The organism is Rhodococcus sp. 14-2483-1-1, from assembly GCF_002259335.1.
Classification (GTDB): domain Bacteria; phylum Actinomycetota; class Actinomycetes; order Mycobacteriales; family Mycobacteriaceae; genus Rhodococcoides.
Genome location: NZ_NPFX01000011.1, coordinates 241,302 through 256,208 on the forward strand (window position 1 = coordinate 241,302; position 14,907 = coordinate 256,208).

Annotated in this window: 21 protein-coding genes and 1 pseudogene; 8 read left to right on the forward strand and 14 right to left on the reverse strand. The window is 62.3% G+C overall.

The features are described from left to right. Positions 1-46: 46 nt before the first annotated feature. Entirely contained in the window at positions 47-517 is a 471-nt protein-coding gene (locus tag CH294_RS09875) for a nuclear transport factor 2 family protein (RefSeq protein ID WP_170944662.1), read from the reverse strand. Between the two features lie 60 nt (positions 518-577). Between CH294_RS09875 and CH294_RS09880 the strand changes: the two genes are divergently transcribed. Further along, complete coding sequence (locus CH294_RS09880) at positions 578-946, forward strand: glyoxalase (protein ID WP_032401633.1); 369 nt, start codon at positions 578-580, stop codon at positions 944-946. A gap of 1 nt (position 947) precedes the next feature. On the opposite strand, the gene CH294_RS09885 is transcribed toward CH294_RS09880, so the two are convergent. From CH294_RS09885 to CH294_RS09895, 3 genes are all read right to left on the reverse strand, one after another. Beyond that, positions 948-2,264, reverse strand: coding sequence for a citrate:proton symporter (locus tag CH294_RS09885; RefSeq protein WP_094737786.1), 1,317 nt, complete (start codon positions 2,262-2,264; stop codon positions 948-950). Positions 2,265-2,267: 3 nt separating this feature from the next. Then, the gene (locus CH294_RS09890) at positions 2,268-3,377 is read right to left on the reverse strand and encodes an isocitrate/isopropylmalate family dehydrogenase (RefSeq protein WP_094737787.1); all 1,110 of its coding nucleotides are present in this window, start codon (positions 3,375-3,377) and stop codon (positions 2,268-2,270) included. A gap of 114 nt (positions 3,378-3,491) precedes the next feature. Continuing rightward, the gene (locus CH294_RS09895; RefSeq protein WP_094737788.1) at positions 3,492-4,394 is read right to left on the reverse strand and encodes a LysR family transcriptional regulator; all 903 of its coding nucleotides are present in this window, start codon (positions 4,392-4,394) and stop codon (positions 3,492-3,494) included. 37 nt (positions 4,395-4,431) lie between these two features. On the opposite strand from CH294_RS09895, the gene CH294_RS09900 reads away from it, so the two are divergent. Both CH294_RS09900 and CH294_RS09905 read left to right on the forward strand, forming a co-directional pair. Then, positions 4,432-4,932: a tetratricopeptide repeat protein gene (locus CH294_RS09900; RefSeq protein ID WP_212709779.1), complete on the forward strand. Its 501-nt coding sequence runs from the start codon at positions 4,432-4,434 to the stop codon at positions 4,930-4,932. Next, complete coding sequence (locus tag CH294_RS09905) at positions 4,929-5,360, forward strand: PPOX class F420-dependent oxidoreductase (RefSeq protein WP_032401631.1); 432 nt, start codon at positions 4,929-4,931, stop codon at positions 5,358-5,360. Before CH294_RS09900 ends, CH294_RS09905 begins: the two co-directional genes overlap by 4 nt. Before the next feature lie 81 nt (positions 5,361-5,441). Here the strand turns inward: CH294_RS09905 and CH294_RS27980 are convergent, their stop codons facing one another. The 3 genes and pseudogenes from CH294_RS27980 to CH294_RS09915 form a co-directional block, all read right to left on the reverse strand. Next, positions 5,442-5,612: a DUF3237 family protein gene (locus CH294_RS27980; protein ID WP_349290429.1), complete on the reverse strand. Its 171-nt coding sequence runs from the start codon at positions 5,610-5,612 to the stop codon at positions 5,442-5,444. 40 nt (positions 5,613-5,652) lie between these two features. Continuing rightward, positions 5,653-5,898, reverse strand: a pseudogene (locus CH294_RS27985) (DUF3237 family protein); the annotation flags it as partial. Between the two features lies 1 nt (position 5,899). Further along, positions 5,900-6,427 carry a phenolic acid decarboxylase gene (locus CH294_RS09915; protein WP_037152197.1) on the reverse strand — a complete coding sequence of 176 codons (528 nt, stop codon included), beginning with the start codon at positions 6,425-6,427 and terminating at the stop codon, positions 5,900-5,902. A gap of 59 nt (positions 6,428-6,486) precedes the next feature. Between CH294_RS09915 and CH294_RS09920 the strand changes: the two genes are divergently transcribed. Continuing rightward, positions 6,487-6,930, forward strand: a complete 444-nt coding sequence (locus tag CH294_RS09920; RefSeq protein WP_094737789.1) for a MarR family transcriptional regulator — start codon at positions 6,487-6,489, stop codon at positions 6,928-6,930. A 116-nt stretch (positions 6,931-7,046) separates the two neighbouring features. Here CH294_RS09920 and CH294_RS09925 read toward each other — a convergent pair whose 3' ends face one another. Both CH294_RS09925 and CH294_RS09930 read right to left on the reverse strand, forming a co-directional pair. Further along, positions 7,047-7,916: an AraC family transcriptional regulator gene (locus CH294_RS09925; protein ID WP_094737790.1), complete on the reverse strand. Its 870-nt coding sequence runs from the start codon at positions 7,914-7,916 to the stop codon at positions 7,047-7,049. 88 nt (positions 7,917-8,004) lie between these two features. Then, positions 8,005-8,865 carry a helix-turn-helix transcriptional regulator gene (locus CH294_RS09930; protein WP_212709780.1) on the reverse strand — a complete coding sequence of 287 codons (861 nt, stop codon included), beginning with the start codon at positions 8,863-8,865 and terminating at the stop codon, positions 8,005-8,007. A 127-nt stretch (positions 8,866-8,992) separates the two neighbouring features. Here CH294_RS09930 and CH294_RS09935 point away from each other — a divergent pair, with 127 nt between their 5' ends. Continuing rightward, positions 8,993-10,066, forward strand: a complete 1,074-nt coding sequence (locus CH294_RS09935) for an aldo/keto reductase (RefSeq protein WP_094737791.1) — start codon at positions 8,993-8,995, stop codon at positions 10,064-10,066. 1 nt (position 10,067) lies between these two features. Here CH294_RS09935 and CH294_RS09940 read toward each other — a convergent pair whose 3' ends face one another. Both CH294_RS09940 and CH294_RS09945 read right to left on the reverse strand, forming a co-directional pair. Next, complete coding sequence (locus tag CH294_RS09940) at positions 10,068-10,532, reverse strand: GNAT family N-acetyltransferase (protein ID WP_170944663.1); 465 nt, start codon at positions 10,530-10,532, stop codon at positions 10,068-10,070. Further along, the gene (locus tag CH294_RS09945) at positions 10,529-10,912 is read right to left on the reverse strand and encodes a cupin domain-containing protein (protein WP_094737793.1); all 384 of its coding nucleotides are present in this window, start codon (positions 10,910-10,912) and stop codon (positions 10,529-10,531) included. The genes CH294_RS09940 and CH294_RS09945 overlap by 4 nt, the downstream gene beginning before the upstream one ends. A gap of 304 nt (positions 10,913-11,216) precedes the next feature. On the opposite strand from CH294_RS09945, the gene CH294_RS09950 reads away from it, so the two are divergent. Next, entirely contained in the window at positions 11,217-11,942 is a 726-nt protein-coding gene (locus CH294_RS09950) for a haloacid dehalogenase type II (protein ID WP_094737794.1), read from the forward strand. Then, positions 11,935-12,159, forward strand: coding sequence for a hypothetical protein (locus tag CH294_RS09955; RefSeq protein ID WP_032401622.1), 225 nt, complete (start codon positions 11,935-11,937; stop codon positions 12,157-12,159). Before CH294_RS09950 ends, CH294_RS09955 begins: the two co-directional genes overlap by 8 nt. A 2-nt stretch (positions 12,160-12,161) precedes the next feature. Here CH294_RS09955 and CH294_RS09960 read toward each other — a convergent pair whose 3' ends face one another. After that, on the reverse strand, positions 12,162-12,626 hold the full coding sequence (locus CH294_RS09960; RefSeq protein WP_094737795.1) for a MarR family winged helix-turn-helix transcriptional regulator: 465 nt from the start codon (positions 12,624-12,626) through the stop codon (positions 12,162-12,164). A gap of 29 nt (positions 12,627-12,655) precedes the next feature. After that, the gene (locus tag CH294_RS09965; protein ID WP_094737796.1) at positions 12,656-13,786 is read right to left on the reverse strand and encodes a Cmx/CmrA family chloramphenicol efflux MFS transporter; all 1,131 of its coding nucleotides are present in this window, start codon (positions 13,784-13,786) and stop codon (positions 12,656-12,658) included. 211 nt (positions 13,787-13,997) lie between these two features. On the opposite strand from CH294_RS09965, the gene CH294_RS09970 reads away from it, so the two are divergent. Further along, on the forward strand, positions 13,998-14,669 hold the full coding sequence (locus CH294_RS09970) for a hypothetical protein (RefSeq protein ID WP_141216478.1): 672 nt from the start codon (positions 13,998-14,000) through the stop codon (positions 14,667-14,669). 11 nt (positions 14,670-14,680) lie between these two features. Here CH294_RS09970 and CH294_RS09975 read toward each other — a convergent pair whose 3' ends face one another. Further along, positions 14,681-14,893, reverse strand: a complete 213-nt coding sequence (locus CH294_RS09975; RefSeq protein WP_032378810.1) for a hypothetical protein — start codon at positions 14,891-14,893, stop codon at positions 14,681-14,683. Positions 14,894-14,907: the final 14 nt, after the last annotated feature.

A 14,907-nucleotide genomic window follows, 5' to 3' on the forward strand; every position in this document is an offset into this window, starting at 1 on the left:
TCGAGTGCAGGCGGAAATGGTGCACCGGAAGAATCGGCGGGCGATTTCAGAGTTGGCGGAGTTTCTTTTCGAATGCGTCTATGCGTGTGGTGTCCTCGAAGAAGTCTTCCTGCGAGATGATTTTTCCCCAGCTCGTACGGACCAGTAGCACCGTGCGGTTGCTGTAGAGCTCGGCACCTTCGGCTGTGTGGGCGTGGTCGTCGAAGCGCACGAGCAGGGTCATTCGCCAAGGTGCGCCACCGCTGTAGATTTCGGTGATCTGCCCCTTGATGCCGGCGGCGACGAAGTCCTGGAAGAATTTTTCGATGGCCGGGCGGCCGCGGTGGGTACCAGACCAGCGGCTGTCACCGTCGGCGAATTTGAGTACCGCATCTCGGTGGAACGACGACAGCAGGGGTCGGTAGTCGCCGTTGTTGAGTGCCGCGATGTCTCGCTGCAGCTTGAGTGTCAGCGCTCGCATCACCAGGAGCTTGACTGCAAAGGCCGTAGAGACGCCGGCCAGAAATCTCAGTTGCATACCCATACGTTTGCCTACCGTTCACCGACGTGTCAATCGAGATGGCGGTACGTTCGTTCGATGATTCACCATGTGCAGGTCGCATGTCCGGCGGGCGGCGAGGACCGCGAGCGTGAGTTCTACGTGGGCGCTCTGGGCTGGCAGGAGATCGCGAAGCCGCCGCTGTTGGCTGTTCGCGGGGGCTGTTGGTTTCGTGTGCCTGGGGTGGGCGGTCCAGACGGTGAGGTCCATGTCGGCATCGAGGACGACTTCCGGCCGGCACGGAAGGCTCATCCGGCCTTCGTCGTCGATGTCGATGCGACTGCTACGGCGTTGTTGTCTGCCGGCTATCCGGTGGACTGGGCCGACTCGGACGAGATCCAGGGGCGAAGACGGTTCCATACCAGCGACGGGGTAGGCAATCGCATCGAATTCGTAGCAGCACAATAGATCACAGACCCACCGAGATGGCTCCGGTCAGTATCGCGAAGACGATGTACATCAGCGACGCGGCCAGAACCCACAGGAATGCGAAGCGCTGGAAGTCGCCCAATGACGCGCGGACCAGGCCGAGCAGAACCCACAACGGTGCCGACGCGGGCCCGATCGAGTGAGCCATCTGTCCGATCACTGCGGCGCGCGCCATCTCTTCGGGTGGGATGGCGTACTGCGCAGCCGATTCCGCGAGGACCGGCACGATCCCGAAGAAGTAGGCGTCGTTGGCCATGAAGAAGCTCAACGGTATGCCGATCAGTGCGGCGGCGGCAGGGATCATGCCCTCGGCACCGTCAGGAATCAGCGAGATCAGCGCGTCGGCCATGGCGGTGGTCATACCGGTCTCGGTGAGGATTCCTGTGAACACGCCGGCACCGAGGACCAATATGACGACGGGGACGGCGTTGGCAGCATGCGATCGGATCACGTCGCCCTGATCGGAGGGCTTGGGGTGATTCACGATCAGTACGATGATGAACCCGAGCATGAACAGCACCAGTAGGTCTGCAACTCCCAGTACCAGCAGTACCAGCAGTGTGACCGTGAGTGCTGCGTTCACCCACGTTCGCCAGGTTGCCTTCGTCAGAAGTGTTCCCCCCGGGCCTCTTTCGTGCCTACCGGAAGACACGTGTGCGGTGGCTTCGGCAATGCGTTCCGGGGAAATCTTCTTTCGTGCACTGCGGCCCAACAGGTATGCGAGTCCGATGATCGCCGCAGACATCAGCAGCATGGCCGGCAGCATGTGCACGAAGTAGTCGGTGGCGTCGATCTGCAGCACACTGATCGCTCGGGTCGCTGCCCCACCCCACGGTGTGGTGCCGGATATCGTCCCGAGAGCCATCGTGGCGATTGTGGCAATCACCAGGGGGTTGATTCCGAGCTTGCGATAGATGGGGAGAAATGCGGAGCAAATGATCATGTACGACGTCGTGCCGTCACCGTCGAGTGCGACCAATAGTGCCAGAACCGCTGTGCCGACGCAGATTTTGACGGGGTCGCCGCCGGATAATCGGATGATGCCACGTGAGATGGGGTCGAAGAGTTTGGCGTCCATCATGATTCCGAAGTACAGAACGGCAAAGAGAAGAAGAATTGCTGTGGGGGCGACGGTTTCGATACCCTCCGCCACCATGTCGGGCAGCGCTGCGCCCTGACCGCTGATCAGCAGAACGGCGATGGGGATGGTGACGACGGCTACGAGCGCCGTCGCCCATTTCTTGATGACGACCAGCATGAAGGATGCAAGAGACAAGAATCCGAGTACTGCCAACATGATTCAGTTCTCCGAATCGAGATGCTCGATCACCGCGCGCGTGAAGTGCTCGGTGGTCGCGGTTCCGTGGAGGTCCGCGGTGCGCGTCTCGGGCCTGCCCACGCCTGCGTCGATGGCACGATGAATCGATCGTCCGGCTGCAGAGAGTCTTTCGTCGCCCCGCTGCTGACCGATCCAGTCCAGGAGCATGGCTGCAGAACCGATCAAGGATGCCGGGTTGGCGATTCCTCGCCCGGCGATATCGGGCGCCGATCCGTGCTGGGCTTGCGCAACGGCATGACTGTCGCCGACATTGAGCGACGCTGCCAGCCCCAAGCTGCCCGAGAGTTCGGTCGCCTCGTCGGACAGGATGTCCCCGAACATGTTGGTGGTGGCGATGACGTCGAACGACTCCGGTCGACGGATGAGCAATGCGGCGGCTGCGTCCACCAACAGCTCCTCGTAGTCGACGTCGGGAAAGTCCTTCCGGACGGCCCTGGCCGCCTTGAGGAAGAGCCCGTCGCTCAGCCTGAGAACGTTGGCCTTGTGTACCACTGTGACCTTCGATCGACGCGTCTGTGCAAGCTCGAAGGCGCGGCGAACGATCCGTTCGGAACCGTGTCGAGTCACTTTTCGGATGGCGAGGGCAAGGTCCTCTGTCGGCATGAATTCGCCTCCACCTGCGAACATGGTGCGATCGGCGTAGAAGCCCTCGGTGTTCTCTCGGGCGATCACGAGGTCGAAACTCTTGTTGAGCGGATTCGGCAGAGCCGAAACGGTCCTGGCCGGACGGATGTTGGCGTACAGGTCCAACTTTCGCCGCAGAATTCCCGACGGGTTGACGCCACCCTCCGAGGTCGGGGGATAGTCCAGATGGGACACCGGGCCCAGGACGACGCCGTCGGCTGCGCGTGCGAGGTCGACGATTGCGTCGGGCATCGTCGTCCCTGATGCGCGAAGTGCGTCGAATCCGATGGTGCCGTCGGTGAACGTAGCGCTGATGCCGTTGCGTGCGAGCGCGGCCTCGACGACCGAGACCGTCGAGACGCTGATCTCGGGACCGATGCCGTCCCCGGCGAGTATCACCAGGTCGACGGTGTTGGTAGCGGTGTCTGCGGAATGTCCGGATGTCACGATGTCTCCAGGTGTTCACGTCCGCACCGTTGCGGACTCGGTCATCGTTGTGACCTGTGGCATACCTTGCCGGGCCGCGAGCGTGAAGACCAGAGACTGTTTCTTACATCTGACTTAAGCCGAATTCATAGCTTGGAACAATGTGACCAAAACCGATCGCATGGCCTGTGCGGCGGGTGACGGCGTTCGTTGATCGAGCCGGCACAGCAGGATTCGACGCCTCGACAGGTCGTCCAGGGCGATGGAGTCGACGCCGTCGCGCAGATAGCGAGTGGTCATGGCGGGTGCCACGGTGAGTCCCAGCCCGGCGGCCACCATTGCCTGAGACTCCATGTAGTCGTTGGACTCGACCAGGACCCTCGGCTCGAAACCCGCTTTGCGACAGGATGATCGAAATATCGAGGTGATGGGGTGCTGCGATGCGCGGACGATCCACTGCTCGTCTGCGAGCGATTCGAGCAGAACCGGACCTCCGCGCGACCAACCCGCTGGAACGAGAAGGACCGTGGCGTCGTCGGCGATGACTTCGGTCTCGACGTCGTCGACCACCATCGGCAATTCCGGGTAGTCCCATGCCAAGGACAGATCTACTTCACGTCCCAGCAGCATGGCGTGCAGGTCGCGCAGTCGTGACGACCGTATGCCCAGTTCGATCCCCGGGTGCGCCGAGCGAAATGCGCCCATGACATCAGGCAGAAGAGATGCAGCGAAGGAAGGGAAGACGCCCAGGGTGACGTGGCCGCTGCGGGCGTCGAGCAGATCGTCGAGGTCGGCGCGCAGGGCAGACAGTTGCGTGTCGATCGCGGACGCTCTCCCTGCTACGAGCCGACCGGCCTCGGTGAGGCGCACTCCGCGCGCGTGTCGCTCGAGGACGGGGGTTCCGACGACGGCTTCGAGCCTCTTGACCTGCTGCGACACCGCTGAAGGGGTGAACATGAGCCGTTCGGCAGCGGCCGTCATCGACCCACTGCGGTCGATTTCCACCAGCAACTTGAGAAGGGACAGTTCCACATCCATCTGTCGAGACTAGGCGGTGTCTGCGACGATGGAGCGCGTGACGACAGGAGGAGACAACGTGGACCCGGTAGCGGCGTTCTGGCGCGACGCGGACGACGCCGACCCCGTCCGGATGCGAGTCGAGATGGAGCACTTGTTCTCGGCCACAGCGTATTCGGATGCTCGAGTGCTGTTCGAGCGTGCATCGCTCGCAGACTTCTTGGGCGACGAAGCGGGTGCGGTCCCGTTGTACGAAGCCTCCCTGTCAGCTGGGCTCGACGGCGACCGGGAGAATCAAGCCCGGATCCAATTGGCGAGCTCATTGCGCAACGTGGGGCGATTGCACGAAGCGCTGCAGGTGCTGCGAGATTTCGAGTTTTCGAACGAATACATCTCTGCACGTGACGCATTCGTGGCGCTGACCCTCTGGGATATCGGGGATGCGGCGCAGGCGCTACGAAGTGCACTTCAGGCCGCGAACCCTGCGACGGGGAAATATCGTCGAGCAATCGGGGCATACGCGGCCGAGTTGTCCACACGACCTGAGGGGAATCAATGACCGACAGCGCATTCGATCCACACGACCTTCTCGAGCAGAGCCGAATCGGCGTGCTGGCCACCATCAAGTCGAGCGGACTTCCGCAGCTGTCGCCGGTGACGCCGTTCTACGATCGCGCCGCCGACACCATCCGGATCTCGGTGACCGAAGGACGAGCGAAGACGGCCAACTTGCGCCGAGATCCACGTGCCGCTCTCGAAGTGACGAACGCCGACGGCACGGCATGGGCAACGGCGGAAGGAACCGTCACCCTCACCGGCCCGGGTACGTCACCGAACAGCCCCGAAATCGAGGCTCTGGTCGACTACTACCGCGCCGCGGCCGGCGAGCATCCCGACTGGAACGAATACCGAGCAGTCATGGTCGCCGACCGACGAGTGTTGGTGACGATCTCCGTGACCCACGTCTACGGGCAGTCCCTCACCTGACCGCCCTCGAGTCCACTGGATGTGACATCGACCGTCGAAAAGGCCACCGAAGGTGACATCGAGTGCACCCCACCGCACCGCTCAGGTGACCTGATACACGTCCAGCTCCACGGAGTTCGGCAATCGCTGGCCGGATCCGATAAACAGTCGTTCGTTCATCCATCCGAGGCGGCTCGCGGCGGTGGACAGGCGTGGTTGGCTTCGGAAGTAGATGCGCTCGGGGGGGCACATGTTCACCGCGGACAAGTGCATCGATGTCCTCTTCGGCACCACTTCGCATGCCGATGTTGTGTACGGCGATTCGTTCGCCCGTTTCGGTCTCGAGCGCGTATCGGGCGTCCAGTTCTGTGAGTGTGGGGGTGCGGAGAATCTGGTGATCCGCTCCGCCGGGCAGGACTCGGCCGCGCAGTAGAGGGCCCTCGACAGTACCGCCGAGGATCGGCACGAGGCGACGGTGACCGTCGACCACCTCGCCCACGTCGATCGGTTCGCCCACGGTGACCGACAGATGTGCGACGAAGATCAGCTCGGGGCCCACGTCAGTTCGTTCGGTCGGCGAATCCGTCGGGCAGATCGCTGGGCGCGACCGAGACGATCGTCTCGTCGTCGATGCCGACGTGCTCGAACAGAGTGATTCGGGCGAATTCGGGGACCACGTAAATGGGGTAGGTCGGTCCGGCATCACGGTAGGCGCGCATCTCGTCGAGATGATCATTCTGGTACAGAACGGTTTTCGTACCGTCCAGCTCGATCCACTGAGGGAAGAAGATCGTGCCGTGCAGACGACGCTTACCGGGTATGACGTTGACGACGACGGATGTTCCCGTGGGTTCGTTCCAGGAGATCTTGTAGACATCGTCGTCGAGTTGGACGAGATCGACCTCCTGGTTCTTGACCCATCGTCCGCCGACCATGCCGGTGTGGATGCGGTAGTCGATGGTGGTCGCGTTCTTGACGTACATCTCGTACTGCCAGTTGTTCGCGTAGGTGTAGATGAAGCGGTGTCCGACTATGCCGCTGAGGTCTTGAGTCGGAACAGGGTTGTGGACGGTGGTGTCTGCGCTCATGTATCCATTTTGTCACAAAACTATGTTTGTGGCAAAACTATATGTGGGAGTATCGAACGATGCACTCCACCGCGATCGAACTCGGTCGACAACTGGGACCGCTGCGACGGTCGCTGCTTCGTGCGACGCGAGAAGCTGCCCAACTACCCGACATCCCCGATTCGCACATCGAGGTCATGAGAGCCCTCGCCGCTGAGCCGTATATGAGCCCGGGGAGCCTCGCCGCACACCTGAACCTGGCTCGATCCACCGTGAGCAATTTGATCAAGGCAATGGTTGACGCCGAACTCGTCGAAAGATCCGTCTCGTCGGATGACCTGCGCGGAGCGGCCCTCACGGCGTCACCGAAAGCGGTGCACCTCTTGGCCGAATACGACGCGGTCAGCTCTCAGGTGCTCTCCGATGCGCTCGACGAACTGACCCCGGACGGCCGTCGAGCACTGTCTGCGGCAACTTCAGCCCTGGCCGACCTGACGACGATCTTGGCTCGCCGGCCTTCTTGATTTCAACGGCCGGGATCGTGCAGTCCACTCGATGTGCCATTGACCCCCGAAAAGGCCACCGAAGGTCACATTGACTGCCGGGGGAATGGGGTGTGCGAGAAGAACGGACGCAATGGCTAGAGGCTTCGTTGAATCGGGATCCACAGTTCTCCCGTTCCGGAGGACCAGTCGGGGGAGTTTTCGGTGACCGTGAGAATTTCCGGTCCAGGGATTGCTTCGTAGGGGTTGGAGGGGAACCATTCGCCGAAGGCGTCGGCCCAGAGTTGTTGGAGGGCGGGGGCGAGTGCGGTATCGCTGCGTGTTTCGAATACCGCCCAGGTCGATGCGGGGACGGTGAGGGTGTTCCATTCGGGTGGTGCGGGCGATGTGGTGGCGACGGCGAAGTAGTAGTCGAAGAGACTGCCGTCCTCGCGGTGGGGTTCGAAGCCGTCGCTGACGAACAGGATCTGGGGGAGTTCGGGCAGGTCGGCGAGTTCACGCAGTCGGTCGCCGGTTCCCGGGGCCAGGCTTCGGTGGAATTCGGTCATTGCGGTGTTCTCGCCGCTGAACCGAAGTGGGATTCGGGTGCTTTTGCCGACGATGTGGAATGGCGGCAGGTCGGTGATGCGGTATCGCATGGTGCTTCGTCCTTCGATGGTCAGGTGGAATGCCACTGCTTGTCGGGAACGAAGGATGGTTCCGGGTCGGCGTGCCTGAGACGGTGTGACGCCGTGCAGATCTCGGAAGGCTCGGGTGAATGCATCTGCCGAGTAACCGTATTTGGTCGCAACGTCGAGTACGCCCTGTCCGTCGAGGATCTCCGCTGCTGCCAATGTCATTCGGCGTTGTCGGATGTACAGCGACAGCGGGATCCCGGCGAGAGCCGAGAACACGCGCCGGAAGTGGTATTCCGATGTCAGCGCGATGCGGGCGAGCTCGGTCGTTTCGATCTCGTGGTCGAGATTGTCTTCGATGTAGTCGAGTGCTGCGTTCCATCGTTCGAGCATGTGCCGCCAGACCTTCCCTCGTTCTGAGGGAAACGATAGGGAAAAACGGGAGCGCACACCCGACTTTCTGTGCCCGGCACAGTCGGATTCAGATGGTGTGCAGGTGTCGCTGCGATCGCTGCGTGCGCAGACGCCCGAGTTCGTCCAACGCAGAACGGGATTGCGCGTCTGCCGGACGGTAGACGATGAGCCGCAGGTCCGGGTCGCCGAGTGGGGTGAGGACATCGAATGTCACGGTGATCTGCCCGACAAGTGGATGCCGCATCGGTTTGTCACCTCGGTTCCGCACGGACACTTCCCGGGACTGCCAGTAGCGGGAGAATTCCGTGCTCCCTCGTTCGAGCTCCTCGATCAACGCTGCCAACTTCGCGTCGTGTGAGTGGTTCACCCAGGCAGCGCGAAGGTCGGCCACTGCACCCCGAACGACATCGTCACGAGCCTCGTAGAATCCATCGAATCGTTTGTCCAGGAAACACATTCGAAGAACATTGCGGTCCACGACGGGTCGTCGGTCGATGTCGAGCAGCAATGCGGCCATCATGTCGTTCGTGGCCAGGATGTCGAGCCGGTGATCGAGCACCATCGCCGGCAACGGGGCGACGTCGTCGATCAGCTGCCGAATGCCGTCGGGCACCTCGTGGGCAGAGGCCCGCTCCGGTGCGCGATGGCCGGCGAGCGAGAACAGGTAGCCGGTCTGATCGGGAGACAGCTTGAGCGCCTTCGACAGGGACTGAACCACCTGGGCGGATGGCCGAACATCCCGCGCCTGTTCGAGCCGAACGAGGTAGTCCACGCTCACTCCAGCCAACGCAGCGACCTCCTCACGCCGCAAACCGGGTGTCCGGGAGGCCCCTATCCGTGGTGGTAGACCGACATCCGACGGGTTGAGCGCCTCACGCCTGGCACGCAGAAATGCTGCCAGTTCGTTTCGACCCAACCGAGTACTCACCCGATCCACGGTAGGCCACTTCGGTGCGATCAGCCTGGTATCGCCCTTCCCAGGATGATCTTGTCCTTCCCGTTTCCCGACGGGGCAAGGACGGTGAGTAGGACCGCACACGAAGGAGACATGATCGATGACACGCATGGACGAGTACAGATTGCTGGGCCGCTCCGGTCTTCGAGTATCACCACTCTCGCTGGGAGCGATGACATTCGGAACCGCCTGGGGCTGGGGTGCAGACGAGGTCGACTCGAGAAGAGTATTCGACGCCTACCTCGATGCCGGCGGAAACATGGTCGACACCGCCAATATCTACACCGACGGCCAGTCCGAGCAGTACCTGGGCCGATTTCTCCGGGGCCGCCGTGATTCGGTCGTCGTCGCCACGAAATATGCCGCGACGCGTGATCCGTCGGATCCGAATGCGGGTGGGGGCAGTAGGAAGAGCCTGCGCGGGTCCGTCGAAGCAAGCCTGCGGAATCTCGGCACCGACTACATAGACCTGCTGTACCTGCACGCCTGGGACGGCATGACGCCCGGTGACGAGATCATCGCCTCGCTCGGTGAGCTGGTCCGTTCGGGAAAGGTTCTGTACATCGGCATTTCGGATACACCGGCATGGGAAGTCGCGCGCATGCAGACCACAGCGGAGCTACGCGGTTGGCCGTCGTTTGCGGCACTCCAGGTGGAGTACAGCTTGATCGAACGGACGACCGAGCGGGAATTGTTGCCGATGGCAGCGAGTCTGGGCATCGGCGTCGTTCCGTGGGCCCCACTGGGCGGTGGGGTGCTGACGGGGAAATACACTGCCGCAGACCTTGTGGCGGTCGGTTCCGCGAGTCCAGCAGGGACTCGTCGCGATCACGCGAAGGCCAACGGAACGTTGACCTCGCGCGGGCTCGAGATTGCGGATACCGTCGTCGACGTCGCGAACGAACTCGGAGTCACCGCTGCTCAGGTGGCGTTGGCATGGACCCTTCGGCATCCGTCGGTCGTCAGTTCGCTGATCGGGGCGCGGACGTTGGAACAGTTGCAGCAGAACATCTCTGCTCTCGATGTCGTATTCGACCGATCGCAACTCGACCAACTGCATGCAGTCAGCGCTGTCGATCCCGGGTTTCCCCACGAATTTCTGATGCGCCCGATGGTGCGTGGCGTCACGACCGGCCGCACCACCGTTCGTCCCCGGCCTGTCAGGACGTGGTGAGTCAGGGCACCGGATTACGCCGGTAGGTGAGGGGATCTCCATCGTCGACGAGTGCGAACCCGGCCCGCTCGAGAACCCGACGAGATGCTCCGTTCTCCCGATACACCTGCGCTGCCAACGGTAGACCGGACGCATGCTCCTGCGCGTGAACGAGAAGCTTGCCTGCGTAGCCGAGACCCCAATGGTCCGGATGTACCCAATAGCCGACCTCCAGGTGGTCGGATCGACGAATGGTGCTGAGCAACCCAACACGCGCCGGCTCCTCGGTAGTCCCGATGAACCACTTCTGCACGTCCGGCTCGTGGCTGCCCGTCGCGTTCAGTGCCAGCGCAAGTCGATGGCCGAAATACTCTCTACTCCATGGGTTTCCGTCGCCAACCCATCGAACTACCTCGACGTCCGACGCCATGGAGAACAGAAACTCGGCGTCGGACCGAACAGCCGGACGCAGCAGAACTGCCGTCACAACTCTTTGACCTGCGAGGTCCTGTCGCCGCCTGCATCGCCGGTATTGACGGTGCCCGATCGCTCGAACAGCAGAGCCGACACCTCTTCGGCTGCCATGGGGCAGTGCTCGACGCCTGCCGGGACAACAAATACATCACCGGGCCCGAGTACAACGTCGCGGTCACGCAGTTGGATGGTGAGTTCTCCGCTGTGGACGAAGAACATCTCGTCGGTGTCCGGGTGCGTGTGCCAGACGAATTCGCCGAGAAGTTTGACCACCTTGACGTCGTAGTCGTTGATGCTGGCGAGTCGGTGCGGTTGCCAGGGCTTGTCGATCTTGCTCAGGGCGTCGTCGACGTTGCGCTTGTGGTTGCCGGTACTGCCGCTGTCGATGCTCATGGGCTGCCTTCGTTGTCCGTCGAGTCGGCTCGGTGAAACTCTACTAGGTTCGTGGCCGCCGGCCCGACGCAATCGCTGCGAGACTGTCCGTTTGTCGTATTCTCGGATAGAACTACGGCACTGCGAGTCATATATGCTGTAGCGCAACAGGTTTGCGTCCAGATCGGTCAGTGTCCGATCTGGCGATAGCAGCGCCAGTCGGACGGTCGAGAACAGATGAAGGGCAGTACGATGCTCATGACCTGCAGACGGTATCGGCACGAGTAGTCGGTAGCCCCCGAATTTCATGAGGAGTGCCCGCTAGATGAACCTCGATGACTTCGACGTACTGAGCTTCGACTGTTACGGGACGCTGATCGACTGGGAAGCCGGCATTCTCGAGGTGCTCAGAGCGTGGGCGCAGGAGGCCGGCTCGGAGCTGTCGGACGACGAGTTGCTCACGGCCTATGGCCCCAACGAAGCTGGGGCGCAGCGAGATTCTCCCGCCGCCCTCTATCCCCGAATTCTCGCCGAGGCCTTCGTGAGGACCGGTGACACACTGGGGATTTCTGTCTCGGCCGACTGGGCGGACAAGCTCGGAGCATCCGTCCCGGATTGGCCGGCTTTCGCGGACTCGGCCGACGCGCTGGCGTCGCTCGCCCAGCGGTACAAGCTGGTCATACTGTCCAACGTTCACCGCGACGGTTTTGCGGGTAGCAACCGCCGTCTCGGCGTTCAGTTCGACGCCATCGTCACGGCCGAGGATGTCGGGGCGTACAAGCCTGCCGACAACCACTTCGACGCAATCGATGGAGTTCTCGATCGCCTGGGCGTGCCCCGGTCGCGTCTACTGCACGTTGCGCAAAGTCTGTTCCACGATCACGTACCGGCGAAACGTCATGGCCTCGCGTCGGTGTGGATCGATCGGCGGCACGATCGCCCCGGATGGGGTGCGACGCCGGAACCGTCCGAGGAATACAGCTTCGACATGAGGTTCCCGAGTATGGCCGCATTCGCAACAGCTGCCCGAGAGGCGCACCCGGATGCGTAAGTTGTTCACGCTGATCGGTTTTTCGGTCGGTCTCGTCGGTGCGGTCGGCTATCTGTTGTGGGAGCCCCAGCCGCAGCGGGTGAACTACGCATTCGTCGGCGACGAGCAGTACCAGGGTGCGCCCGATTGGATGCTCCTGGTATTCGGCCTGCCTGTTCTCGGCGCACTTCTGGGACTGGCGATTGCGGTATCGGTCGGCCGCATTCGACGCAGCTGATCTCACCAATGCCAGGCGTCGCCCCCGACGTTCTGGATTGTTCTCTGCAACACCTGAATTGCGGTGACGAACTCGTCCTGACCGATGCCCTGCATACGTTCGTCCTGCAGCATCTGCTGAACGTCCGCCCCACGTCGGAATTGTTCCTTGCCGTCCGGGGTGAATGTCACGCGTGAATTGGACTCCGTGATCCAGCCCTTCGCACGTGCGGAGTCGAGTGCCTCGACGATTGCCTCCGGAGTATCGTTGTGGCCGATCTTCTCGATCGTCGCTTCCCTGTCGGCCCCTGTGGGGTGCAGCGAGATCTGATGCAGGAGCCACCATTCGGGTTGAGTGATACCGATGTCGTGGAGGGCGCCGCGGGTACGTGCTCGGATGGCCTCGCCGGCGCGGGCGGTCCAGAATCCGATCGGCTGTCGCTCGGGTGGCTGCATCGGTCGTGGTTGTCGGTGTGCTTGTGAGTTCATGAAAACGACAGTAGAACCTCAACCACGCTTCAGGTCAACAGGACAGATGCCACAAGAGCTGTACCCACCAAGACTGCGCTGGCGGCTGGTGGCCCGATCGGTCCGAGTGCCGAGCTGTAGACCACTCCGCCGAGAGCAGGCCCGGCGGCAGCACCGATGTTCAAGCTCGCTGTTGCGAACGAGCCCGCCATCGTCGGCGCACCGACCGCGTTGCGCATCACTCGGCTCACCAGTGTGCTGCCGAGGGCGAACGACAGCCCTCCCTGCACGAAGCTGAAGAACAGCACAGTAGCCGGACACTGCGACGCCAACGCGAACAGACACCAACCGACGAGAAGCGCTGTGCCACCGAACGACACGACTCTCCTCGCGTGCCGGTCACCGCACCTGCCTGCGGTCCAGACTCCACCCAGAGCGCCGAGCCCGAACAACGCAAGCACTACCGGCACCATCGCTGTCTGCAATTCCGCTCGTTCCGTGACGACGGGAGCCAAGTAGGTGAACGAACAGAAGGTGGCACCGTTGACGAGAACGCAGAGAACGAGGACCCGGAGCACTGAGCATCGTTGCAGGACAGCCAATTCGGTGATCAGCGAACCCATGGCTCGCACGTCCTGGGTGGCGGGTGCAGCCAATGCCACGGCGACGAGCGCAGGAACCGACAGCAACGCCACAGCCCACAGTGCCGCACGCCAACTCAGAAGTGTTCCCGCGAGTGTGCCCAACGGAACGCCGACAACGAGTGCGAGAGTGGTGCCGGCAAGGATCGTGGCGACGGCGCGAGAGAGGCGATCGGGTGTGACCAACGCCGAGACCATGGCCAAGGTGAGTGCCAGGAAACCGGCGTTGGCGAATGCGGCCACTACCCGCGAGACGAACAGGAGCGCGTAGCTGTTGGTCGATGCGCCGAGTACGTGCATCGCGATGAAGGTCGCCAGGAATGAGCACAGGGCCAGGCGCGGTGGACACTGCCGTGTCGCTACGGCCATGACCGGCGCCCCGACAATCATGCCGATGGCGAATGCCGAGGTCAGCAATCCAGCGCGGGGGACCGTTGTGTGGAGATCGGTGGCGATGTCGGTCAGCAGTCCGGCCAGCATGAACTCGGACGTTCCCTGAGCGAAAACAGCTGTGGACAGCAAGAATACGAGCGGTGGCATGGAAGGTTCTCCGAATGTGAGACGGGTCCAGGACAAAATGGACCGGCACACGGGTGCTCACCGAACGTGTCGTGATCGAGTGCTTCGGTTTGTCGAGCTACCGGGGTGCCGGTAGCTCGAATCTGGATGCCTCGGGTGAACTCACGGCCTCACGGTAGCGCGCCCTCGTGCTCGATGCCACCGAGTTTCCGTCGTGGGTAGAGTCCCGATCGTGGACAGGCCATCCGGTAAAGCGCTCGTCGCGGTGCTTGCCGCCGTCGGCGCGGCGGTCGGAGCTTCGGCGGCGGTCGTATGGCATGTCGCTGTCGCCGGGCCGTCCGACGGTGCGCCAGGTATCGGTGTTCAGTACATCCGCCCGAGCTGGTTTCCCGTCACCTTCTATCTCGTCGGTGCCGGACTGGCAATCGGCTTGGTGGCGGCGTCGTTCCTCGTCGACACGGGTCTGCGTCTCGTCCAGGATCGCCAGCGCAGTCGCATCGATTTGTTCGCGTTGTTGGTCGTGATCGGTGCGACGCTCGGAGCCGGCAGTGCACTCGCCTGGACGCATTGGCCGCCGCAACCCACCGAAGCGGCGTCGAATTGGTCGTGGGAGCATCCGTTCAGCATCGAGATCAACTCGCCTCCTGCAGCTGACTTCGGCTGGACGTCAATCGGTAGTTCAGTTTCGGACACCTACGTGGCCGAAACGTATGAGACAGACGCAGTGTTTGTGCCGTATCTCGGTGATGAAGAGGTCCCGTCGACCTTCACCCCCACCATCGGCAATCCGTGGTTGGTGTTTCCGGTCGGCGGCGTTTTCGTTGCAGCCTTGGCGGCGCTCACTCTGTCGCTGCGAGACTTCCGGCTGACCGTGGTGTCGCGCTCGGACCCCGACGCTGTGTAGCGAGGCCGGAACTATTCGTCGGTGCGCAGTTCGTCGACCAATGAGAAGAGGCGTTCCAGGTAGTCGCTGTGAAACACCTCTGTCGCGCGGATCTTGGCATCTCCGTCGAGGCCGAATTGAAGGTTGACGAGCTCGACCCCGATGGCGACGCGTCGAGCATCGAGTTGTTCGAGTTCGGCGGCGAGAGCATCGACCTTGGCCACCGGAGACAGTTCGTCGGTCATATCGAAATCGTAGA